23 protein-coding genes are annotated in these 20,961 nt (G+C 58.5%); 10 read left to right on the top strand and 13 right to left on the bottom strand.

All coding sequences use genetic code 11. From position 1 onward, the window contains the following. Positions 1-25 precede the first annotated feature (25 nt). Both HAP40_RS29250 and HAP40_RS29255 read left to right on the top strand, forming a co-directional pair. Positions 26-595, top strand: coding sequence for a VOC family protein (locus tag HAP40_RS29250; RefSeq protein WP_208024873.1), 570 nt, complete (start codon positions 26-28; stop codon positions 593-595). Between the two features lie 167 nt (positions 596-762). After that, entirely contained in the window at positions 763-1,023 is a 261-nt protein-coding gene (locus HAP40_RS29255) for a hypothetical protein (RefSeq protein WP_166814523.1), read from the top strand. Positions 1,024-1,048: 25 nt separating this feature from the next. On the opposite strand, the gene HAP40_RS29260 is transcribed toward HAP40_RS29255, so the two are convergent. After that, a complete protein-coding gene (locus tag HAP40_RS29260; RefSeq protein WP_166814522.1) occupies positions 1,049-2,050 on the bottom strand; it encodes an AraC family transcriptional regulator in 1,002 nt (333 codons plus the stop codon). 119 nt (positions 2,051-2,169) lie between these two features. Here HAP40_RS29260 and HAP40_RS29265 point away from each other — a divergent pair, with 119 nt between their 5' ends. Beyond that, complete coding sequence (locus HAP40_RS29265; RefSeq protein ID WP_166814521.1) at positions 2,170-2,706, top strand: carboxymuconolactone decarboxylase family protein; 537 nt, start codon at positions 2,170-2,172, stop codon at positions 2,704-2,706. Between the two features lie 47 nt (positions 2,707-2,753). Next, positions 2,754-3,260, top strand: coding sequence for a YkgB family protein (locus HAP40_RS29270; RefSeq protein ID WP_166814520.1), 507 nt, complete (start codon positions 2,754-2,756; stop codon positions 3,258-3,260). 166 nt (positions 3,261-3,426) lie between these two features. Here HAP40_RS29270 and HAP40_RS29275 read toward each other — a convergent pair whose 3' ends face one another. Next, on the bottom strand, positions 3,427-4,014 hold the full coding sequence (locus HAP40_RS29275) for an alpha/beta hydrolase (RefSeq protein ID WP_208024872.1): 588 nt from the start codon (positions 4,012-4,014) through the stop codon (positions 3,427-3,429). Between the two features lie 200 nt (positions 4,015-4,214). Beyond that, positions 4,215-5,093, bottom strand: coding sequence for a polysaccharide deacetylase family protein (locus HAP40_RS29280; RefSeq protein ID WP_166814519.1), 879 nt, complete (start codon positions 5,091-5,093; stop codon positions 4,215-4,217). A gap of 303 nt (positions 5,094-5,396) precedes the next feature. On the opposite strand from HAP40_RS29280, the gene HAP40_RS29285 reads away from it, so the two are divergent. Then, positions 5,397-5,717 carry a hypothetical protein gene (locus tag HAP40_RS29285; protein WP_166814518.1) on the top strand — a complete coding sequence of 107 codons (321 nt, stop codon included), beginning with the start codon at positions 5,397-5,399 and terminating at the stop codon, positions 5,715-5,717. A gap of 351 nt (positions 5,718-6,068) precedes the next feature. Here the strand turns inward: HAP40_RS29285 and HAP40_RS29290 are convergent, their stop codons facing one another. Continuing rightward, entirely contained in the window at positions 6,069-7,829 is a 1,761-nt protein-coding gene (locus HAP40_RS29290) for a hypothetical protein (protein WP_166814517.1), read from the bottom strand. Positions 7,830-8,344: 515 nt separating this feature from the next. Further along, positions 8,345-9,145 carry an AraC family transcriptional regulator gene (locus tag HAP40_RS29295; protein ID WP_334270723.1) on the bottom strand — a complete coding sequence of 267 codons (801 nt, stop codon included), beginning with the start codon at positions 9,143-9,145 and terminating at the stop codon, positions 8,345-8,347. Positions 9,146-9,583: 438 nt separating this feature from the next. On the opposite strand from HAP40_RS29295, the gene HAP40_RS29300 reads away from it, so the two are divergent. Then, on the top strand, positions 9,584-10,546 hold the full coding sequence (locus tag HAP40_RS29300) for a helix-turn-helix transcriptional regulator (protein ID WP_166814515.1): 963 nt from the start codon (positions 9,584-9,586) through the stop codon (positions 10,544-10,546). A gap of 427 nt (positions 10,547-10,973) precedes the next feature. Next, positions 10,974-11,906, top strand: coding sequence for an MBL fold metallo-hydrolase (locus tag HAP40_RS29305; RefSeq protein ID WP_166814514.1), 933 nt, complete (start codon positions 10,974-10,976; stop codon positions 11,904-11,906). Between the two features lie 241 nt (positions 11,907-12,147). Here the strand turns inward: HAP40_RS29305 and HAP40_RS29310 are convergent, their stop codons facing one another. Next, positions 12,148-12,852 (bottom strand): hypothetical protein, encoded by a 705-nt coding sequence (locus tag HAP40_RS29310; RefSeq protein ID WP_166814513.1) that lies wholly within the window; start codon positions 12,850-12,852, stop codon positions 12,148-12,150. Positions 12,853-12,999: 147 nt separating this feature from the next. After that, positions 13,000-13,248, bottom strand: coding sequence for a DUF6894 family protein (locus tag HAP40_RS29315; RefSeq protein WP_166814512.1), 249 nt, complete (start codon positions 13,246-13,248; stop codon positions 13,000-13,002). 967 nt (positions 13,249-14,215) lie between these two features. Here HAP40_RS29315 and HAP40_RS29320 point away from each other — a divergent pair. Continuing rightward, positions 14,216-14,446 carry a nuclear transport factor 2 family protein gene (locus HAP40_RS29320; RefSeq protein ID WP_246741257.1) on the top strand — a complete coding sequence of 77 codons (231 nt, stop codon included), beginning with the start codon at positions 14,216-14,218 and terminating at the stop codon, positions 14,444-14,446. A 526-nt stretch (positions 14,447-14,972) separates the two neighbouring features. On the opposite strand, the gene HAP40_RS29325 is transcribed toward HAP40_RS29320, so the two are convergent. Genes HAP40_RS29325 through HAP40_RS29335 form a run of 3 tightly spaced genes read right to left on the bottom strand, consistent with a single transcriptional unit; the run spans position 14,973 to position 16,332 of the window. Continuing rightward, the gene (locus HAP40_RS29325; protein ID WP_166814511.1) at positions 14,973-15,188 is read right to left on the bottom strand and encodes a DUF1214 domain-containing protein; all 216 of its coding nucleotides are present in this window, start codon (positions 15,186-15,188) and stop codon (positions 14,973-14,975) included. After that, positions 15,185-15,508 (bottom strand): DUF1214 domain-containing protein, encoded by a 324-nt coding sequence (locus HAP40_RS29330; protein ID WP_166814510.1) that lies wholly within the window; start codon positions 15,506-15,508, stop codon positions 15,185-15,187. The genes HAP40_RS29325 and HAP40_RS29330 overlap by 4 nt, the downstream gene beginning before the upstream one ends. After that, complete coding sequence (locus HAP40_RS29335; protein WP_166814509.1) at positions 15,496-16,332, bottom strand: DUF1254 domain-containing protein; 837 nt, start codon at positions 16,330-16,332, stop codon at positions 15,496-15,498. Before HAP40_RS29335 ends, HAP40_RS29330 begins: the two co-directional genes overlap by 13 nt. A gap of 409 nt (positions 16,333-16,741) precedes the next feature. On the opposite strand from HAP40_RS29335, the gene HAP40_RS29340 reads away from it, so the two are divergent. After that, positions 16,742-17,677, top strand: a complete 936-nt coding sequence (locus HAP40_RS29340; RefSeq protein WP_166814508.1) for a hypothetical protein — start codon at positions 16,742-16,744, stop codon at positions 17,675-17,677. 62 nt (positions 17,678-17,739) lie between these two features. Beyond that, positions 17,740-18,762, top strand: coding sequence for a hypothetical protein (locus HAP40_RS29345; protein WP_166814507.1), 1,023 nt, complete (start codon positions 17,740-17,742; stop codon positions 18,760-18,762). A gap of 3 nt (positions 18,763-18,765) precedes the next feature. Here the strand turns inward: HAP40_RS29345 and HAP40_RS29350 are convergent, their stop codons facing one another. From HAP40_RS29350 to HAP40_RS29360, 3 genes are all read right to left on the bottom strand, one after another. Continuing rightward, the gene (locus HAP40_RS29350; RefSeq protein ID WP_166814506.1) at positions 18,766-19,050 is read right to left on the bottom strand and encodes a transglutaminase-like cysteine peptidase; all 285 of its coding nucleotides are present in this window, start codon (positions 19,048-19,050) and stop codon (positions 18,766-18,768) included. 52 nt (positions 19,051-19,102) lie between these two features. Beyond that, positions 19,103-19,279: a hypothetical protein gene (locus HAP40_RS29355; RefSeq protein ID WP_166814505.1), complete on the bottom strand. Its 177-nt coding sequence runs from the start codon at positions 19,277-19,279 to the stop codon at positions 19,103-19,105. Between the two features lie 276 nt (positions 19,280-19,555). Then, positions 19,556-19,759 carry a helix-turn-helix domain-containing protein gene (locus HAP40_RS29360; protein WP_166814504.1) on the bottom strand — a complete coding sequence of 68 codons (204 nt, stop codon included), beginning with the start codon at positions 19,757-19,759 and terminating at the stop codon, positions 19,556-19,558. Positions 19,760-20,961 lie beyond the last annotated feature (1,202 nt).

Here is a 20,961-nt window from a genome sequence, read left to right on the forward strand (position 1 = left end):
GCAAGGACGCATCAGCGGAGCCATCATGAAGTTTTCGGTCGAGGTGATTACCGTTCCCGTGGCAGACGTCGAGCGGGCGCTGCGCTTCTATGTCGATCAGGTCGGCTTCGCACTCGACGTCGACTATTCGCCGACTGGCACATTCCGCGTGGTGCAGCTCACGCCCCCTGGCTCGAGCTGCTCGATTCAGATCGGCAACGGCATCACCGACGCGCCCGCGGGATCGCTTCGTAACGGCTGTCTCGTCGTCTCTGACCTCGAGGCCACACGCAACCACCTGTTGGAACGTGGCGTTCAGGTCAGTGATATCAGACACAAGACGCCGATCGCCGCGTGGGACGGTGGCTTTGCCCCCGGGCTCGATCCCGCGCGCATTACGCCAGTTTCGCCGACTTTTCGGACCCAGATGGCAATAGCTGGGTGCTTCAGGAACGAGGCCACCGCAAGGCTTGACGCGTGCGGCAGCGGCCAGACATCGGCATGCCCGGTGGCGCGACCGACGCCGGCGCAAGAGGCCGCGGCATCCGCGTCGTCACTCGCAAGGCCGCGTCAACGCCCGTCACGGCAGACCAGTCCCCTCCGTCGACGCCTTTGAGACGAACGAGCATATCTTCGAGATCGCCCGGCATTCAGCCTTTCACGTCCGAGACTATTGTGTACCCCAACGGAGCCGCTCATCCCGAGCCTCCATCAAGGCGCGCAACAATGTCCCATCGCTCTAACCAGACACGCTCGATCCGTTCCGCTGTTGCGGGCCTTGTCATGATTGGCCTGCTGTCGCCCGCAGGCGCCACCGACCAAAGCACCTCTCTCGACGCCGTCCCCGACCTGCCGGCGCATTCGGCTGAGCATCTTGCTTCGGTCGCGCCGACGTCGCATCGGCCCTGGCTCGCGCCGGTCGGTCACCACCAGCCAAAGCGAGCCGATGCGCCTCAATCGGACTCTCTGTCTGCCTGGGAGCGTGAGCAGCAACAGCGCGATCAGGCGCTGGACCGCCAGCTGATCATCTGCCGCGGATGCTGAGGTGGCCCAGCCGCCTCACACTTGGCTAGGCGTCTTCAACTCTCGACATCACCTCTGCGCGCTTTGCCAGCTCCAAATCATCAATCGTCGCTGACGTCTGCGCCGCCTTTCGCCATTGCGCAGGGGTGATGCCCATGTGGCTCTTGAACGCCCGCTGAAACGCCGCCTCAGACAAATATCCGACCGCTTCCGCTACAGCTCCGGTCGAGATCGACGATTTCCTCAATTCGTGCGTTGCGAGGGTCATGCGGATGTCGGTCAGCAGATCGCCCGGCGAACGTCCGACCTTCTCCTGGAACTGACGGGCAAGTGTCGCACGCGACATGTTGGCGAGCTGCGCGAGCTCGGGCAGCGTCCATGCACGGGCTGGCTCGTTGAACATGGCCGCGACCACTGGCGCGAGGCGCGGGTGACCCGCGAGCGCAAGCAGCCCGCACGGCGCGTCCCCGGTCTCGCTGGCGAGACGAAGCACGAGCGCGAACATTGCCGTCGACAGCGCGTTCAGCATCGCTCGGCCACCAAGATGATCATCTGCCGTCTCGCCGCGCATCAGAGTAACGAGGCCCGCGAGCTGCTGCCCGGCACTGTCCCGTTCGCCTGCCTGCTGCGCGCCGGCACGCACGATCAGAATCGGCGGCAGATAATTGCGCAGCAGGCGGTCGTGCGGCGGGGCGATCGAAAAATGTCCGCACAACAGGTCGAGCCGCGCGTCCGAGCCGAGATTTTCGCTGATCGTGAAGTTGAGCGACGCGCGGTTGTGAGCCTTCAGCGGCGCAGCGCCGCCGCCGTCGTGCATGACATGTCTTGGATTGCCCGGCAGCAAGAGGATGTCCCCGGTCTCCAGCCGCAGCGGCTTGCCGCCGGCCGGGTCTTCCAGGATGGCCGAGCCACCGACGACCGCGTGATAGGGAATCTCATTCGCCTCGCCCGGCCCCTGCTCGATCCGCCAGGGCGCGCCATAGGAGCAGCGCAGGTCCAGACGACCGCGCACCGGCATCATCTCGAACAGTCGGCTCAGCCAATCCATTGCGCCCTCCGAATTGAGACGAATGAGCATATATTAGAGCATAAACAGCATTAAACATCTCATACCCGGATCATACTGTCACTCCGCAATCGTTCACCACCCAATCAAGGAGTGCCGCCATGTCCCGTCTTCCCGTCCCCAACCTCGAAGCTGACTCAGGCTCGTCCGGCCAAGTCTACGCCCAGATCAAGAAGGCCATCGGCAGTGTGCCGAACACCTTTGCGGCGCTCGCCGCTCACGGCCCGGCCGCGCTCAAGGCCATCCTCGCTGCGGACACCGTGCTCGCCTCCGGAGGCCTGACCAAGTCCGACAGGGAGATCATCAAGCTCGTGATCAGCGAGGCCGCCCGCTGTGACTATTGTGTCGCCGCCCACAGCCACCTCGGAAAGCTCGTCGGCCTGACAACGGAGGTGCTGAAGCAGATCCGCGACGGCCAGCCGACCGGAGATGCCCAGCGTGATGCGCTGGTCGCTTTCGTCGAAAAGCTCGCGCGCACCAGCGGCACGGTCAGCGACAAGGATTTCGCGGCGATCAAGGCTGCCGGGTACAGCGACGCACAGCTCGTCGACATCAGCCTCGCCTTCGCGACCACCGTGTTCACCAACGTCTTCAACCGCATCAACGACACCGAGATCGACTTCCCCGCCGTCGCGTGAAGCCACTGCGCGAGGTTTCAGATCTCAACCATGAAAGGATCATGACCATGGCTACGTTGTCTGCAACTGCCCAAAACCCGATTGTCCGTGTGCTGAACGGCTCCGGCCTGCTCGCGGAAGACCTCGACTACCACGTCGTCCGCGCCTCGATGGTAATCATGTTCTTCTTCTTCGGTTATCAGAAGTGGTTTCCATATGAATTCGAGCGGCTGGTCCCCTTCATCGACAACGGGCCGTTGATCTGGTGGCTCTATCCCGTGTTCGACCACGCCGGCGCCAGCTATTTCCTCGGCGTCTCGGAATGGACCTTCGGCGCGCTGTTGCTCGCGGGCGTCTGGAGCCACCGGCTCGGTGTGCTCGGAGCGTTGGGCTCGACCGGCACCTTCATTGCGACCGTTACCATCATTCCCTTCATGCCGGAGGGTTGGGACGTCGCCGCGGGAGGCTTCCCGGCGATGACGGGTAACGTGCCCTTCTTGATGAAGGATGTCGTCCTGCTCGCTGTCTCCTTCTATCTGCTGCGGCAGGACCTGGTTCGCCTGACGCGGCAATAGGGTGGCCCCCTGCTGAATGGCGAAGCGCCGCCGGCGAGAGTCCCACCTCGCCGGCGATTGCACGTTCGCGCCGGCCTGCCATCCCGCACGAACGCGAGTTCGCTTCCTATCGTTTCTAGTCATTTCCCATTACGGTCCTTGCGCGCGCAACGCGTTGTCACCGCAGTTACTTCGCTGCCGCGCGCGCGGCCCGTACGATCACGTCGGCCACGACGTCCGGGTTGGAGACGGTGACGGCATGCGACGCATTCACCTCAACGACCTGCGATTTTGCGCGATCAGCCTCGAACTTCTGTTCGGCGACAGGAATGGCGAGATCCTGCAGGGTTCTGATTTGCCAACTCGGCTTATTCATCCATGCAGCGGATGTCAGCGTCTCTGTCAGGGCTGCCAGGTTCATGGGGCGCTGGGTAGCGAGCATCATGGCGGCCTCGCTCGCGGGCACATCTGCAGCGACGTTGCTGTGGAACTTGTCGGCTTGGTAGAGGAGATACGTGCCGCTGCTTCCGTCGGGGAGAGAGTAGTTGACCGCCTCGACCGACGTCGGGAATGTGCTACCGGGAAACCGCTCGAGCAAATTGCTCGCGGCTTCTCCTGCCGCCGGCATCACTGCGGCTGCGTAGACGAGGCCCTTGACCTTGGGGTCCGTGCCGGCCTGGGTGATGACGGACCCGCCGTAGGAATGAGCCGTCAGGATCACGGGCCCCTGAATTCTGTCGATCACGCTGCGCAGGTAGGCGGCGTCGACCGCCACACCGAGCAACGGATTGGCAAAAGCTATGACCGGATAGCCGTCGCGCCGGAGCCGCGGATCACCTTATTCCAGATCGACGCGTCTTCGAAGGCCCCGTGCACGAGCACGATCGTGGGCGTGGACATTTCGGGATTCATCGTGAGTCCTTCTCATCAGAGTTGTGCAGGAGGGGGGTGGCGACCGCGCGATACGAGATACCGCTAACTCCGCAGATGGTGTTGCCGGTACCACTTGTTGATCTCGCCGCTGGTCGTCACCCACACGTCGTTGTGGCTCGAGATGTAGGCGAAGGCCGCCGCCAGGTGCTTGGTCCGAAACGCCTGCCCCGTGATGAAGGGATGCAAGGCAATGGGAAGGACCCTCGGAATCCGCTCCCCCTCCTCGTAGAGCACGTCAAACTGGTCTCGTATGGTGCGGCCAAAGTCTTCTGCGGACGCACCGAACGTCAGAACCGACGGAAGGTCGTTGCATTCGACGGAGTACGGCATTCCCAGAAGGGAGCCCTTCTTCACGTTCATCTGGAACGGCAGATCGTCACACGAATAGTCGCACAGATATTCGATGCCCCGCTCGGCGAGCAGATCCGGCGTGGCGTGCGTCTCCGTCAGGAACGGGCTGAGCCAGCCCTTTGGCTTTTCGGCGGTGGCCGCCGCGATGACCGCGATCGTCTCCTCGATCAGCGCCGCTTCCTCGTCCAACGAAAGGCCGTTGACGATCTCGGAGTTGTTGCGTCCGTGCCCCATGAAATCCCATCTGCGTTTCGAGCCTTCCTCGACGACCCGCGGATATTCACGACAGACATCCGAATTGAGACACACGCTTGCGGGGAGGCCATGCTTGTCCAACGTCTCCATCAGCCGCCAGATGCCCACGCGCTGCCCATAGTCGCGCCAGCCGTAATTGAGAGCGTCCGGCATGAAATGCGCGGTGTGCGGCACGATCGCCGGGCCGGGCCGGTCCTCCGGAAAATGCTCCAGATTGATGTAGATGACGACCGCTATGCGTTCCTTGTTCGGAAAGGACACAACCGGACGATCTACAATCGGCGTGAAGTTGTAATGCTTCGTTTGGGTCTGCATTCAGTCGATAACTCCTCGATAAACCACTTCAAGCGTCAGAAATGCTCGCTGAGCTCATCACGTCGAAAGCACTGGCCGGGCTTGGCCGTGCTGCGTGCACAAGCTGAGATGGATGTTGTTTCGCGACAAAGGCCCTTTCTGCGAGCCGGTCGGTCCAACGTTCGCCATGTTGCCCCAAGTAAAATAGCCCGCCGGCCACGCGCGAGTGCGAGGCCGACCGCCGATAGGCACGACCAGAGATTCGGACCAGGCACCTGCTTGGTTACAGCATCAAGTAATGTTTATGATCATCGGGCGAGCCGCGTGCCGCCCATCGTCAACCATCTTGTCGTCTTTATCCAAGCCAACGGATCAAGTCGGTCAATTGGTTGGAAGATGACCGGAATGCCGACGTTGATCATCTTCCAGTATCCTCGGAAATCGAGCTCGCTGGTGCCGGGGAATCAGACGTCAAGCGCCGCACATGCAGGCCTGTCCCGTTATCGTCTCGGCCTTCGACGATTGACTTACGAGAGACGTCCTCGACGAGCGGGCCGCTATCGTGAAAAGGACTATTTCCGCGTTCAATCTGCGGAAGGAATTGTCATTCCCAGCGCCTTCACCGAGGGACCGACGGCAATCTGACAGACGCCGAGCCGCAGACCGCCCCCGCCCGCTCTTCAGCCGCAAAGAACTTAAAGTCCCTTGGACCTCAGGTGGTGAGTGGCTCCATCCTGAACCGGCATTGATCCCCGATATGAACGCGGTGGTGCACCCGTTCGCTGTCGCGCGTGATAGCTGCGGTCGCGATAGCTGCTCCGATCATTGTGCCGCCTGGAACAAAGGAACGACGGGCAACTCAGGGTTCTGCCTTATCATTTCCATCTCCGCGATTAACCGCGTCCCACCTTAAACGATACCCCAGCACTCGGCCTGACTTTAGTCGCCACGTCCCGTGGAAGACTTCCCACTGTTCCATGTCGGTGTCGCTCCGCCTTACGGTTCAAGTCCGATTCGCCGGGTGAATGCGTTGCTGAACGCGTTGAGTTGACCACCATCGGTGAATCTGTCCAGCACTTCGCGCCACGCGCCAATACGATCTGAGCCGCTGGTCGGCCCGAACAGCCGGTCGATATCGGTTCGGGTGCAGTCGTTGCGTTGACCCCAGTGCAAGATGCCACCGATGTTTGGGTTCCGCGCCAGAGTGACCGCGAAATCAATCAACTCTTGTCCGCCAGTGACATCTCGAAGGCAGGCGACCTCGACAGCACAGTTGGTTTCGAATCTCTCCATGCCGATCAGTGCCGATGTCGGACCTGTAAAGCGCAGGGACGCATAACCAACCATCGATTTCCCATGGTGCTCCTGCGCGATTTCGAACGCAATGAGCGCATCGACGAACGCGATCAGCCGAGTGTCGGCCGCGTCGAAGAAGACCTCTACGGAGTCGACGTTGACTTCGCAGTAATTGCCGTAGTGGTGCTTATCCATGACCGCATAACTGATGGCTTCGAAGTCCGTCGGGCTTTGCTGACCCTCGAATGCCTTGTTGTAGATCATCTGCCAGGCGAATACCCCGGCAGCCCGCGCCAACGGATCCGGATTGTCGGGATCGAGCAGACGATTCTTGACGGTGTTCATAACCTCGGAGAATCGGGTGTCGTCATCGATGAGATCTAGGATCGCATAGAGCGCGAGAAGGATCAGACCTAGAGCGGGAATAAGAGCCAGCAACCCGACTCCCCCGAACGCAGCGGTCGCAGCTATTCCCGCTCCGACGACTGCCCCGTCGCTCTCAACGAACACCTTTATCTCGTTGGCTACTCCCTCAATGATCCCCTTCAGGAAGCTGTCTCTGGAGCACGCAATCTCGAGGAGACTTGGTTGGGCGCCCTTCCTCGGATCATTCGGGTCTGGCGAGTATCCAGGGCCCTTTCCAACTCGCTCAAATTCGGGATCAATCTCGCCGGGTTGGCCGGGGTCGATGAGAGCGCCTACGCGTTCTTCTCGGCCCGGCGGGCGGGAGGTCAGGCTAAGCGTCCAGCGCTGGGTGATTCCTACCCGATTGCGCGTGTTGTTGGCGGAAGGGGCGAGGCAAACCGCGATTTGGAGGAAACGCTGCGGGCCGAAAACTGTGCCGGCTGGTTTGAAGTCTTTGTTGAGTGCTGGAGCTTCAAACAGCTTCGCGGGTAGCTCACGAATCGTCTCTTTGATGTCTTGCCAGTAGTCCAGTCTGCGTCGTTCGTAGAGCGAATATTGTGGCACAGCCTTAAGTATGGCCGAATAGATGGCTCCGAAACGGCCGACCGAAATTACGGTTGCGTCGAATGTCTGATTGTCACGGATGATTTCGATTTCCTCGAATCCGTTCGCAGGTCCGTACAGATCCCGAAGGGCGTCGTCGTCTGTCAATTGCGGCACCCCACCCTCAACCCGTTCGATCCAGTAATGCTTGCCGCCGTCGACGACGAGATGAATGGCCTGCACAGAATCGGCAATCGGCGGACGGTCGAAATCCCCGCCATGAGTTCCGGTACTAAATGCGCCGACGATCGTCTGACCGCCCGCCCCTCCAAGGGTCGCAAAGCCCCAAGGTCCGCCAAATCCTCGATTCCCGAACGTGTCGTTTATGAGTCCGCCTAGAGTAGTGACGTCGCTGACGTCTCCCAAGAAAGTCGTTCGACCCAGTCCCATGGTGGATTGCGGCGCAGCGTGCGCATCAGCGGGGTGCGTCTCGAGCGTTTTGGTAGCAAGCACTTCCCGAACTGATCCTTGCCCAGGGTGACGCCCATTGCGACAACGTATCGCCGCTTTGGGTTTATGGTGCGCTCGGAGGGCGTTCGCATTTTCAGCGATTTCAATGGGTTAGAGAGCGAGAAACGAACTGAGGTGCATTTCGCTCGCAAAAGTGCCTTTTAGCCGAATCGCTGAAGAAGAGCCCTGCCCTGTGCGAAGTTAGGTTAGCCCCACCGCTCATAACGGTCTGGCTGCAGGTTCGAGTCCTTCCGGGCCCACCAACGTGATCAATAGCTTACTTCGTTCTGGTTGTTAGCAGGGCGGTCGGCGCACCAGAAATCGTACCAGATATATCCGCCTTCTGTTCGCGAAGGCTCGCGCACGACTTCCACTGATGTGATCTTCCCGCTGCAAGTGCCATGTCCGCTAAGGGTTCAATCTCGGAAGCGGATTTTCGGGTCTGGGTGGTCCGCAAAGGGCCCAGAAGCCGACGTTGCGCCATAATCAAATCGCTCGGATTTTTAATTGTCGCGCAATCAGCTTTCGTTCTTCCCAGACCGTCGCATTTCCCGGCGCCATGCCGCTGGACTGACGCCAACCAGCGAGGAAAACACACGCGTGAAATGGCTTTGATGGGCAAACCCGGCAGATATTGCAATCTCGGCTAACGGTAAGTCGCGAATGGTCATTAGCTGCTGTGCCACTTTCACGCGCTGTCGCAGTAACCATTGATGTGGCGGAAGCCCGGTGGAAACTCGAAATGCTCGTGAGAAGTGGCTCACTGAAAGATCGAACTCAGCCGCGATCTGCGCCATCGAGAGCCTTCCGCTAAGATCAGATTCGATTTTTTGGCAGGCAAGCCTAGTTTGCCTCGGCGCAAGACCGCCGCGAGTGAGTTTAACCCTGCGCGAACGCCTGCCATAGTCCTGCGCGATATGCGCCGTGACCGCAATCATCGTATGATCGACGAATAGTTGATTAGCTTCCTCCGGACGATGCAACGCTTGCATCAGTGACGATCCCAGATGCCGAATAACGAGGTCGTCAACACCGACGCCAGGCTGGTAGAGGAGCCCGCTAATGCGGGATCCGATAGCCTGTCCGGCGATGTCGTCGAGTGCTGAGCGCGTCAGGTAGAAAAAGATGGAATGATAAGGTTTGTTGATCACATACTGCGGATCGCGTTCTAAATCATACAAATAGGTCGCACCAGCACGAATATCCGACTTGATGACACAGCGACCTCGCTCCCAGCACTCGCACTCGGTGTAGTCGCGCAATTTCAGGCTGACCAGATAGGCCTCCTCGCGGGTAAATCGGCCCGACAGACCTGGCACCGGAGTTTCGTTTCGTGTTTCGGTTACTGCGAGTTTGATGCCTCGCGGTAATCGCGTGATCATGGACGGCGGAGTGTCCACTTGACGCAAGAACTGTCCGTGTCTCTCTCCGAAGGCGCCAGCTCTACTCATTGAAGTCAGCTCTCGCTGTTAAATCGTGGCGAGACTACTCGTTCTCAGTGCGGATATTAATAAACCGCTTAGGGGCAGCCGCGCGACCCTGTTCTGGTACCGGAGTTCGATTGACGAACAAGTAAGTTCAGTTCCTGCCTACACAAGATCGTCTGATGGTCGCAATCTCTGACCTGCACGGACATAGCAGCTTTAGACAAAGATGGCAGCTTTAGACAAAGGTGGCAACTTTAGGCAAGACGACGGACTGTTGGAACTCTAGAAGCCGCGGAAACACGTTCAATCGAAACCTCTTAGCTTGAGGACATGACCGTGAGGCGAGGCCCGATCCTGCGCGAAGGCTCTCAGGGGCAGCCGGATAGCTCCGAACCGGACGCTCCTGCCCCCTCGTTCAACAAGCGCCCTCACGCGGATGCAGAGATGGCGCGGGTTCTCAGGACCAAGCCTGTTAGCATGGCAAAGGATTCCTCAAGCGGCGCAATCACGTTTTGGAAGCATGATCCTCTACACGACGTAGTCGGGGCCATGGCCGATCATGTCATCATGGCTTTTCCCGGAGCGCCATCGAGATTCGAGAGACGCTCCGGGAAAGAACATGTGACTGGAACGGCTCGCAGCGGAACAGTTACAGTCATTCCAGCGGGCTCGACCTCGCGATGGGATATTTTTCAGCCGTTGACCGTTGTGCAGCTCTACCTTCCGCAAACTACGCTCTTGCGCGTTGCGGCAGAGGCCGGCATGGCCGGCCCCGACGACCTTGTCGAGCGAACCGCGAATCCGGACCTCATAACCTCAAGATTGCTGCTGAGTGCAGTTGGTGCTCTGGACGGCAGTGCAGTACTGGACTCGCTATTCAGGCATCAGCTCACTGATCTTGTCGCGACACGTCTACTGGCCGCGTACTCGGGCTCCTTTTCAAGGCCAGTGCCGATTATCGGCGGGCTGTCGCCCAAGATTCTGGCCCGCGCAATTGAACGCCTGCGCTCGGATGTAGACGCGGACCTCTCACTTTCCGCGCTCGCATCGGATGCCGCCTTGTCGCGGTTCCACTTCTGCCGTGCCTTTAAGGAGAGCACTGGGGTCTCGCCACATGCATGGTTGCGGCAGCACCGGCTCGAACAAGCGATGCAGATGCTGCGCGAAACTGATGATTCAATCCTCTCCATCGCCGCGGCGCTCGGCTACGCCTCTCAGACAGCGTTCGCCGCGGCTTTCAAAAAGCTAACTGGAGAATCCCCGAGCGTTTGGCGGACGCGAGTACGTAAGTAGCAATTGCTCGATGATGAGGGCAATCCCTCTGGCGCAAAGGCAAGTCTAGTCCATTAAAAGATCGTCACCCTCCAAGATACACAGGGAGACGATGGATGATCGAAGAGAAACTCGCGATCAACTCATAAGCTCTCCGCCTTCAGGAGCGAACTCAACCCAGTGATACGTTTTGTAACTCTCAATAGGAGCGCGCAGTGACCCATATTCTTCGCAGCGGCTGCGGCAGGGCTTTGATGATTGTCGAGGCAGCAGAAGTTGCTGATATCTACGCCCTTACCATGCCGAACTATCGAGCCGCGATGGAAAGCTTTTGAGAAGGTACAGATCGCAAGTATCGAACAGTTGAAACGAACCAAGCAACTGGAGTTCCAGGCGCTCGTCGCCGGTTAAACGGCGCTAGAAAACAAAATCAATTGGGAGTTTGAAAATGAATCATGTAATCCGCGACCCGCAGCAGGGAATGAAGCTCAGCTCGAAGGTCCGATCTGACGAACTGGTTCCTTCGCGCTACGCACTACGCGTCGGCGAGATCGACGTGATGGTGATAAGTGATGGGGTGCTGACGCCGCCAGCCGAGTCGATGGCTACCAACGCCGACCCAGCCGCCCGCGGCGCTTGGTTAGACGACATGTTTTTGTCCAGAGAGGCATTTGATTGGGCGCTGAACGAGGTCGTGGTGCGCAGCGGCGACCAAACCATCCTCGTCGACAGTGGGCTTGGGGTGGAATACCCGGACTTTCCGCGGGCCGGGCAGCTAGGTTTGCGACTGGAGGCCGCCGGCATCGATCTTGGGTCAGTGACAGACGTGGTCCTGACACACATGCACTTCGACCACGTTGGCGGGCTGCTCGTCGACGGCGTGAAGGAGCGGCTGCGTCCGGACCTCCGGATCCACGTGTCCGCGGCCGAGGTCAAGTTCTGGGCGACGCCCGATTTCTCCCGCACCGCCATGCCGCCCGAGCTCGCCAACCTCGCGCGGCGAGCATCAAAACAATTCCTCGACAAATACCGCGATCAGTTGTGCATTTTCGAGGAACAGCAAGAGGTGGCGCCGGGCGTGGTCGTCAGCCGCACCGGCGGCCACACCCCCGGGCACAGCGTGGTCCGCCTGACGTCCGGTGGGGACCAGCTGATGTTCGCTGGCGATGCCATCTTCCCAGTCTCGTTCGACCACCCCGAATGGCACAACGGCTTCGAGCATGACCCTGAGGAGGCTACCCGCGTCCGGATCCGACTCATGCGGGAGTTAGTCGAGACCGGCTCATGGCTGGTGGCCACGCACATGCCGTTTCCGTCTATCGGCCGGGTAGCGCTCGCAGGCGATGTCTTCCGTTGGGTCCCGACCTGGTGGGATTATTGATCCAGGTGAGCGAGGCTCGCTTCAATGTGAACTTGTCGAACTGATGAGTTCGCACCCCTCCAACGTAGAATGACAAGGTGCCACTTCGAAAGACGGGCTCGATGACATAGGATGTCCGGTAAGGGGCACAAGCGGCGGTCGAGGTGCGCGCGGCCCCGCGACCGGTCCGCCGCCGATAGCCGACACCACAATGGTATCAACCTTGTTCGGCTAAGGGCCCAGAAGCTGAAGTGGCCGGTTCTCATCGTGGCTCTCTCAGATGCCAATCCCCATTCCGGTGCTCGATAGAAGTCGATACAGTTCGTTGGGGAAGCCCGAGAGAAGATGCAAGAAGTTTGACGCGCGTTTCCCCGTCCCAGCCAGTAAACTCATAGAACCACTGCCCGTCGTCCGGCGTGCGATAGTGCCATTCCTTGGAGGATGGATCGGGCGTGCTTGGAACAATATCCATTCCGTCAGGAGGTCCGGCGGGGCCGATCGACGAAGCGACGGAAGCGAGCCAGCGCCTGTCCGGCGAGTAGTGAGGGGGCGCAACGATTTCTGTGGCGTCGCCCGTTTTGCCCCTCACGAGTAGCCAGCTCGCACCTTCCCAATAATCGACTTCGATCAAGACAAGGTCGTGCTCGGGAAAATACCCCGTCAGCTGATATTTGACGCAGCCCTCGGCCTCATTGCTCTGACACTTTGCTTCCTCGTTGAGATAAATTCTTGTCTTTCCGTTCCTGAAATTCAACTGCAGACCCGGGCCGACGCGCTGGGCCAGCTCACCGACCTGTTCAAGACAGGCCTTCTCTGACCGATCAATGTCACCGAGGCCGTTGTCTCCGATACAACGGCCGTCCTGCGACGGATGATCAGAAAACGAATAGGGGGGCGCAGCAAGGGCGGTCGCGTCAAGCAGGAGAGATGCACTCGCTGCGGCAATTGCAAGCCGGATCAACGTCATTGTAGAGCCTTCAGAATTAAGGATCGACTTGATGGCAGAGAAATCGCTTTGGCGGAGTTAATACCTTAGCTCAAAGTTACCGAACCCTCGTCAAAAGCCGACATTGCGCAGGCAGCGCAGCAACAGCTAAGGGCCAATAGGCGACCGTCAATCCTCTGAAAGGAGTAAGCGTTCCAGCGAGACTGTGGCGCAGGCTGAAGCCACGACTCGGCCTTCGTCGTCTCGCACCTCAATCTTGGTTAAACCGGTCCTGCGGTTGCGGGCGTCATCGAGGATAGCTTGGCCTAGAGTCTCAAGGGCTAACGTCTCGGCCGCGCCTACATCGACAACATCAATCCCGTCGTCATCGATAACAACGCCGCCGTCATGATGGATATCGAAGCGGTAAAGCGGCATCGGCGGCCCGTGTCCTGTAGGTTCCTAAGGTTCATTCCATTTAGGGGGACAACGGACCGCTCAGTTCTGGGAACGAACGACCTCCGGCTTATCCGTAATGATCAGCTGGAAACGAGGCACAGCCAGCTTGTCAGGTAAAACGCGAGCGGGTGCGAGTTTCGAATCAGATCGCGTAGCCCGCTTGCAGTTGGGGCACACGAAAAGGCTTGCGATTATTGGTGCAGGCGCGTCTCGAACAAGCTCCGATCGAAACCACCTCATGGCGGTTTGGCAATTCGGGCAATCCGTAGCCTCCAAGTGTTCCGCAGCTTGCTTCAGCACGTCCATTGCCGCCCCATGTTCGGGAAAAAGTAGCATGGCAACGAGCGGCGTACAGTACCAAAAGATACGCTGAGCAATGACAGATGTTAAATTTAGGTACGGGGAACTTTGCGGGCGGGTCGCTTCGACAGCTTGAGTCTAGGCGCGAGCGGGAAGTAGCGGCCCTATGACTTTCGGCGCCTTGATCGAGAGATACCGCAGATTGTCGTGCTGCTAACGGCCGCCAAGGGGCGCACGTAAGATGTAGCCTCACGCGAGACGGTTGAGGGCTGGGTAGGCACAGCCCCAATACGTCGTTCCGCCTCTTCGACTCGAAGGCGTAGATCTTCCAAATCTGACAGTTGGGAAGAGAGGTCGTTCAGCCGTTGGACCAAAAGGATCGTGCGAGAGTCCTGCATCAACATCTCCCGCTTGCCGCGAAGACCGCAGCTTCGTGCGTATGCGGCGTGATGAAGCTGGCGTTGTCGCCCTAGGGGATAGGGCGACGGGAAAACAAGATACCCGTCCAACCGTTCCACTTTCGTTGACGCTATGACTTTCGGCATATGGCCCTAGCCGCGCGAGAACGCCCATATTCCTGAACCGATTGGTGAAGAGACTTAGCTGGTGCCCCGGCCAAATCTCGTCTCTTGGCGGAGGTGCTTGGATGTCCTTTGACGCGATGGCCGCGGCGGTCGATTGGCTAGACGCCTACCGTGCCGGCGATGTTGAGAACATTCTGCGAATGTACGCTGAAGATGCTATCTTCCTCTGCGGCTGCGGCGGCATGAAGACGATTACAGGGTCCGAAGGTCGCCGCGCGTATTGGGTCGACCGGATGGTCGAATATCCCGCGTCGAGGCTCGACAATTGCAGCAGGCCAGTGAAGGAGCTCTGATCTCTTACCTTGCGCGCGACGGCTTGGTCAGCGCGGTCTTGAGGTTCAACGCCGCTGGCCAGATATCGGCGCAGACCTGCGGGCCTTCCGACTGAGGTGCGAAAAGGCACCAGCTCGCGGGCAATGGATGCAAGCTGGTGCTTCTCCACCTGAAACGCGGTCATTTCGCCGCGTTCGGGAAAACGTGGTAATCGATTTAACGTTCCGGGGACCGCGATGCTCGCTGGTAGGGGCGCCGTTCGCCTTCGCGTCTCTGAACCAGCTGGAAGAGTTCCGATTCTCGCGCGGGCATTCCGCCGCTAAATCGCGGCACTCAATTGAGTTCAGCATAAATGGACCGAGCGATATAGGTTCACAGATTAGTCCACCCTCTCAAGGGCCGTAGCTCTAGTCCGCTATGGGTCAAACTGAGAAGTCCGGGCGCTCAGCTGCCAGGTCGGCTTTACCCACAACTGCAGACAAACCGCTGCATCGACCAACTGACGCGATGGGCCAGAAGCCGACATGTCGTGAAACGATGTCGCTCTTAATTTCGGCCGGTCGTAGCACCGGAATTCGTCTGGACCTCCTCGATGTCCGGCAGCTTCCAGCTGCGCTCGAAATACGGCTTCTCCGGGCCGTAAAGACGAAAGTAAGCGAAGAACGATTTGCCTGGAATTGTCTCGATCCAGCTGTTCTCCCAGCCCGCCGGGGCTTTTGGACCGACATAAAGATCGACGGTGCCGTCGGCGTTCTTCCTCAAGCTTCCTTGCGCGACGATATATCGGCCGGCTGTGTCGGGTTGTTCAATTGCACCCGGTCGTAGGTGTCGTACACCGTGAATGACCAGAAGTTCTTGGCAGGTACGTCCGAGGGCACACGCAGTCGGTAGGTCTTGGCGCCGTCGAACCAGTTGTTGTTCTGATCCTTATATGCGCCCAGATATGCGGAGCCAACGCCTGGTATCTTGGTGACCATCGCGTCCGATGCCGTGACGGCCTCGTAAAAGTAATCAGCACGTTCGTCGATCTCGATATAGTTGCGTTTTTCCTGGCTCGGATCGAACATGATCACGGTGCCCATTTGGTATCCGGACGGTCACGTTCTTGTACCGGCTCCTGCTGCATGGACTCGTTGAACCGTTCCCAATACGCGAGGCCACGCGGCTGCACCTGCGACCATTTCTTGCCGTCGACCTTGCGGCTCTTTTGTTCGGGCGAATTCGCTCGCTGGGCGTAGGGATAGAATCGGAAGCCCTTCTGGGCGGCCGCCATATTCTCGGCGCCTGGATCGAGAACCCGTACGCCAGCAAAGAAGTTGTTGGTTGTGACTGGCACCACAAAATACCCGGTCGTGTCGTTGGGAGGTGTCTGTCCCGGTCCGACGAGCATGAATTTTCCGCCCTTGCCTTTGTCGGGTCCCACCTGGCCCAGATCAGTCATCGGCCGCTGCCAGAAGTCCATGATCATGCCGCCGAGATTTGCGGCGGGAACCTCCACAACGATTGGGCCCTTCTCCAGATTACCGAAGGTGATGAGGTAAGGCGTGGTGAGATTAGCGGTCAGGATACCGAGTTTGTCCTTGAAGTCGAGATAGAGAACGGTTTCAAGTTCGGCGGCGCCAATCTCGTTCAGGTGCGCATGCTTCCACTCTGCCATCGCGACAAAAGGAATAGCCCAGATGTAAGCCTGCGTCGCGCGCTGGAAATCCATCTGATCATAGATGCGACGCTCCTCGGCTTCGTTGGCTGGCAGGCCAAACTGGAGCTTCACGCCGCCAATCGGTGTTTGAACAGTTTCGATCTGGGCAGTTTGGGTTTGAGCCTGCGCCAGACCGGCCTGACTAACGGCGGCGGCTAAGACGATGAAGGAATTGATTAGGGGAAGCGCGAGGGCCCTGATCGACATATTTTTCCTCCGTTCCCGCACGATTTTGATGTGGCGCGCTGACGCTGTTCATAATCGCGCTCGCTCGCACTGCTACGGGGAGACTCAATTGTCGGATTATCGTAGACATGCAGGCAGCGCTCCTCATGCGCAACCAGACCTAATTCAACGCCTTGGGCCTGTGCCTCTAACCGACGTGTAGAAAAGCTCTTGTCCGCCAGCCACAAGTAGCGGGTTGGCCAAGACACCATACCCGGTACGGCGTCGATTTCCCTCTCGTTTCGACCCAACCTCAATAGGTCCAAATACTGCTCCTGCAGCTCCGCTACCTTGTCTGGCTCTATAGGAGGTCTCCCTACCCGGCCCCGCCGTGCAGTCTTCTTTGTGATCTCAACCTGCAGTATAACCCAGCTTTTAAAGGTTGAGAATCATGCGTAACGAGAGCCCTCCGCCACCAACCCCTGGCCATGATGCACCGGAGGCTCCAGAAGGAGATTTCAGTGACGCTATCTTTATTCAACCCGGCATCAGAGATCCGAACGACCCGCGCTACGAGCGAATAGAGCCCGAGAAAATCACTCCAAACACGGTGCTAAAACCCCTCGACATTGTCCTCTACTTCGATAAACGCTCTAAGATCCTAATGCAGGAGGGTGTAAATCAGCAGGCTTATGTGATCGACGATAAGCGCGCGCTATTTCTCCGAGGTATCGTCGGGAGCATTTCGCTCGAAGAGCTTAAGCTAAAACCTGAGGCTTTGGTGGTTCGTGGTGTGCCCGACCCAATTGCTCCGTACGTAGCCAAGATGCTTTTGAAATACCGTTGGCGCCCGACAATGTTCGGATTCGCTACGAACTTCATACAGATGCATAACTATGCACCGTTCCTCTCTGGCGAGCTGTTTCCTCCGGATGTTTCGTACACCACAGATGACGAATACTTCGAACAGTGGTCGCGCTTCGAAAGAGCGCTAGAGCCTGACGACGCCCTGTTCACTTTCGACCGACAAAGCTTGCTGAGCAAGGTCATTGCTCTCGGAACGCACGGTCCGTTCAGCCATGTTGCTCACTACATCGGCGACAAGAACATTTGGGAAGTCGTTACGACTGGGACGCGGATTGTTCCTCTGGATACGTACCGCTCGCGCAGGTATCGCGTCGCTGCCTACAGAAACTACGGCCATAGATACGTTTCACACGAGGAATCCATGGCTCACTTTACCGCCACGGCGGGAAAGCCGGGTTACAACTACGCTGGCGCGTTCTTGGCTGGCGTAAGAACCTTCTTCGGTGACAAACACCGCTCACCCACAACGCCGAACGGGATAATCCTCAGTGGGGCTTTGACGTTTATCGATCAGGTCTAACTCGACCCCGACTGGACTCCACTACCTAATCTAACTGCCCGCCACGTTTATTATGCGTACCCATGCATATTTTCATCGACGAGACCGGCACGTTTACCGGGATAGGCCAGCCCCTCAGCATCTCCATGATTGGAGCGTTGATCGTTCCTGATGCCCGCAAGAGCAGCCTGGAACGCGAATACGGAAAACTGCGTAAGTACCTGCCGACCGAGAAGGGCGAGGTCAAGGGAAAGCGGATGTCCGAGAAGGATATCGCGAAGCTCATGCCGATCCTCCGGCATCACGACGTCATCTTTGAGGTCGCCGCTATTGATCTCGGCCTACACACCGAAGACGGTATCCGGCGCAATCAAGCGGCCCGCGCAGAAGCGATGACGAATGGCCTCACCGACAAACACCATCAGTCGATGATCGATGCGGTCTGGAAGGCTCGCCACGAGCTGGAGAACTACAGCTTACAGCTCAACATTCAGAGCGCGATCATATTCGAGCTGATCGACCGCGTCCTTGAGCATGGGACGATGTACTACTGCCAAAGACGTCCAATGGAGCTTTCAGCCTTCCACTGGGTGATTGATGCCAAGGGCGACAACTCCATCCCGACGCCCTGGGAGGAATGGTGGACGATGTTCATCAAGCCGGCCCTTCAAAGCAAGATGGCGCGCGACCCCATGGGCGCCATCAAAATCGGCGATTACTCGCACATGAAGAGATTTGAGTTCGACGAAATTTCCGACTTCATGAGGGATATACTGAATCCAAAGCCGGACGGCCCGAAGCCGATGAACCTCGGTCTGGTGTTATCTGAAAGCCTGCGCTTCTCGAAAGACCCGGAGCCTGGTCTGGAGATGGTCGATATTCTCACTAACGCGACCCGGCGCGCATTGAGGGGCAGTCTTCAGCCTGAAGGTTGGCAGGAGATCCCAACCATCATGATTTCGCGAAACCCACACACGATCCAGTTACTTTCGCTGGACTCCAACGTTCCCGAAAGCATGAAACTTCCCTATGGAAAGACAGTTATGGACTTCCACAAAACTGCAAAGTCGATGCTCACTGAAAGGAATAGGAAGGCCAAATGGTGATACCTAACGGCATCCAACCTCGCCCCAGCTCACTATCTCATTAAACCGGTTATCTAGCGCCCGGCCATCATCGAGCAGCAAAAAGGCGTGCCCCTCACCGCTCTTGAGGTTGCAGGCCCACATGGTGGCGTGAATGCCCTGCTTGGCCAGCTCGGTCTTCTTGGTGAAGGCGATGTCGGTGCAGTTGCCGGGCTCTCCGGGCTTGAGAACCCGGGCATACGTAAGCTTCCGGATGTAGTGGCTGTAGGGATGGTCGCTGTTCACTGAGGTGTTGATGGTCTCCACCATCGAGGGCTCCGCACAGGCGGTCAGAGCCAGGCCAGCGAGCGCGAAGGGCCGGCTAAAACCCACGTAAGCCGAACCCGTTACGCAAAGGAGCTTCTTGAACGAGCGCCCCAACCCTTTCTGACTCCGCCAAAAGCTCTTTCTGGCGCGCGGCAACCTTGTCAGCGAGTGTCTGAGTGACCTTGTCTCTCAGGGCGGCGAGTTCTTCGATGGAAAGAGATTCGATTTGCATGGAGCAATGAAGCTCCCGAACAGTTGAGAACGCAAAGGGCACAGAAGTGCTTTTAGTCGCCCGCAAACCGCCCGCAATCCCTGCCCTTTGGCGCAATTTGCTGCTATTTAGTGCCCCGTCCCGCCTGTAACGACGGAAAATCCGCAAACGTTCCCAAGGAGATAAGAAAAATGCGTTACCTCCACACCATGCTGCGCGTCAGCACGCTCTAGTGGGTGGAACGCTCTATGCGATCGGGTCTGCAATTCATTGGAATATGTAGCGCCGTAACTTCCACTACTGAAATAGATCGACGGGGTCGACATTGAGCGCTTCTGCAAGCTGCTCAAGCGCGTCGACGGTTGGCGCGTTTTCCTCACGCTCAATCATACCGATGTAGTTGCGATTCAGCCCTGCTCGATCAGCCAACTCTTCTTGAGTGAGGCCGCCTTTTCGTCGCAGACGCCGAAGATTCCTGGCTACCAATCGCCGCAACTTCATGCGGCAAGACGGCCCTAAACACTACTTGATCTCCACCTAGTATACTAGGTATTGTCGACCTATTCAGAGTGTTTCTTATGGTCGATGCTCCGCCTCAGACGGTTGATCCATTTGTAGATCTCGTCAACAGACCCAATGGCCGTTTCGCCCTCGTTGGCTATCGGGCGACGGGACTGGATCATACGTTGACGAGTGTCGAACTTCCTATACTGATGCTCGAGCAGGCAATCACGACGGGTCTCGAGATATTCACCAAGATCACTCCTGCAGGGGAAATAGTGTCCAACATCTTCGGCTCGTCCAACGAGGCGTTGTCATGTCCCCCCTCCGTCGCCACGATAGACCAGTTAGTCTCGCAGGCCGTCAGCCCAAACAATCTCCGGCTGGAGGAGGCTTCATCGACGGAACTAGATGAGCTCTTGAGATCACTCGAGCTAGCAGTGCAGCACGTAAGAGCCGCGCTTATGCAGAAGCCCGCCGCCGTTTAGCTCTCGCGTCATGTGGCCCGTCCGGCTTGCGATACGCCGTCGCGCTGGACGTCGCGCTGGTGCGCTCGGATAAGACGAGCGGCAGCTCTTCTTTATGCGCACTAGACGCGCCTTGACCACAACACGACGTTGGCCCTGGCCTCTTCCCCGTCCGGCCAGCACCGTGCCGTGTGCGCGCCCGGGTCCCACCCGGTCGCCCGAAGGCTTGACGTGCGATGCAAGCCGACACCGGCCTCTTCAGCCGCCTGCCGCACCCGTCGCAGATAGGTCTTCGGTCTCTTGGCCTGCGATTACCAATCCGGCCGAGCTTGACCTCAAATTCGTAGCTGTCGACGCAGTGCGTGACGCAGCTCCCCTCGAGAAGAGACCGCGGATAACGAATCCGATCGCGGTCATGGTCTGTCTCCTTCGTTGCCGCAAGGCGCCGATGCCCTGCGATGGCGAGACCGTCATGGCGGCCGGCCCCCATCCGAACCCTTGGGGCGAAGCACAGCGGAGCACCCGAGTACGCTCCTTTTTTGCAGCGAAGCGGCCGCGAGGAGCCGGCTTGCCGGCGGGGAAAAAAGGAAGCGTGCGAAGGTTTCGGATGGGGGGCGGCTGCCATAGGTCGTAGCGCCATAAGCAGGGAATCGTCCTCTTCGGGCGAAGGAAACAGGCCTTGCCGCAGAGCACCCGTCACCGTGCAGAACAGCGCTTTGGGCGACGGTTCGGCGG

Origin of the sequence: Bradyrhizobium sp. 1(2017), assembly GCF_011602485.2 — a bacterium.
Taxonomy (GTDB): Bacteria; Pseudomonadota; Alphaproteobacteria; order Rhizobiales; family Xanthobacteraceae; genus Bradyrhizobium.

What these genes read in the sequence shown, in the direction of transcription:
- HAP40_RS29250 (WP_208024873.1), top strand. Translation starts at nt 26, where the DNA reads ATGAAGTTTTCGGTCGAGGTGATTACCGTTCCCGTGGCAGACGTCGAG.
- HAP40_RS29255 (WP_166814523.1), top strand. Translation starts at nt 763, where the DNA reads ATGATTGGCCTGCTGTCGCCCGCAGGCGCCACCGACCAAAGCACCTCT.
- HAP40_RS29260 (WP_166814522.1), bottom strand. Translation starts at nt 2,050, where the DNA reads ATGGATTGGCTGAGCCGACTGTTCGAGATGATGCCGGTGCGCGGTCGT.
- HAP40_RS29265 (WP_166814521.1), top strand. Translation starts at nt 2,170, where the DNA reads ATGTCCCGTCTTCCCGTCCCCAACCTCGAAGCTGACTCAGGCTCGTCC.
- HAP40_RS29270 (WP_166814520.1), top strand. Translation starts at nt 2,754, where the DNA reads ATGGCTACGTTGTCTGCAACTGCCCAAAACCCGATTGTCCGTGTGCTG.
- HAP40_RS29280 (WP_166814519.1), bottom strand. Translation starts at nt 5,093, where the DNA reads ATGCAGACCCAAACGAAGCATTACAACTTCACGCCGATTGTAGATCGT.
- HAP40_RS29300 (WP_166814515.1), top strand. Translation starts at nt 9,584, where the DNA reads ATGACCGTGAGGCGAGGCCCGATCCTGCGCGAAGGCTCTCAGGGGCAG.
- HAP40_RS29305 (WP_166814514.1), top strand. Translation starts at nt 10,974, where the DNA reads ATGAATCATGTAATCCGCGACCCGCAGCAGGGAATGAAGCTCAGCTCG.
- HAP40_RS29310 (WP_166814513.1), bottom strand. Translation starts at nt 12,852, where the DNA reads ATGACGTTGATCCGGCTTGCAATTGCCGCAGCGAGTGCATCTCTCCTG.
- HAP40_RS29315 (WP_166814512.1), bottom strand. Translation starts at nt 13,248, where the DNA reads ATGCCGCTTTACCGCTTCGATATCCATCATGACGGCGGCGTTGTTATC.
- HAP40_RS29320 (WP_246741257.1), top strand. Translation starts at nt 14,216, where the DNA reads ATGTCCTTTGACGCGATGGCCGCGGCGGTCGATTGGCTAGACGCCTAC.
- HAP40_RS29330 (WP_166814510.1), bottom strand. Translation starts at nt 15,508, where the DNA reads ATGGGCACCGTGATCATGTTCGATCCGAGCCAGGAAAAACGCAACTAT.
- HAP40_RS29335 (WP_166814509.1), bottom strand. Translation starts at nt 16,332, where the DNA reads ATGTCGATCAGGGCCCTCGCGCTTCCCCTAATCAATTCCTTCATCGTC.
- HAP40_RS29340 (WP_166814508.1), top strand. Translation starts at nt 16,742, where the DNA reads ATGCGTAACGAGAGCCCTCCGCCACCAACCCCTGGCCATGATGCACCG.
- HAP40_RS29345 (WP_166814507.1), top strand. Translation starts at nt 17,740, where the DNA reads ATGCATATTTTCATCGACGAGACCGGCACGTTTACCGGGATAGGCCAG.
- HAP40_RS29350 (WP_166814506.1), bottom strand. Translation starts at nt 19,050, where the DNA reads ATGGTGGAGACCATCAACACCTCAGTGAACAGCGACCATCCCTACAGC.
- HAP40_RS29355 (WP_166814505.1), bottom strand. Translation starts at nt 19,279, where the DNA reads ATGCAAATCGAATCTCTTTCCATCGAAGAACTCGCCGCCCTGAGAGAC.
- HAP40_RS29360 (WP_166814504.1), bottom strand. Translation starts at nt 19,759, where the DNA reads ATGAAGTTGCGGCGATTGGTAGCCAGGAATCTTCGGCGTCTGCGACGA.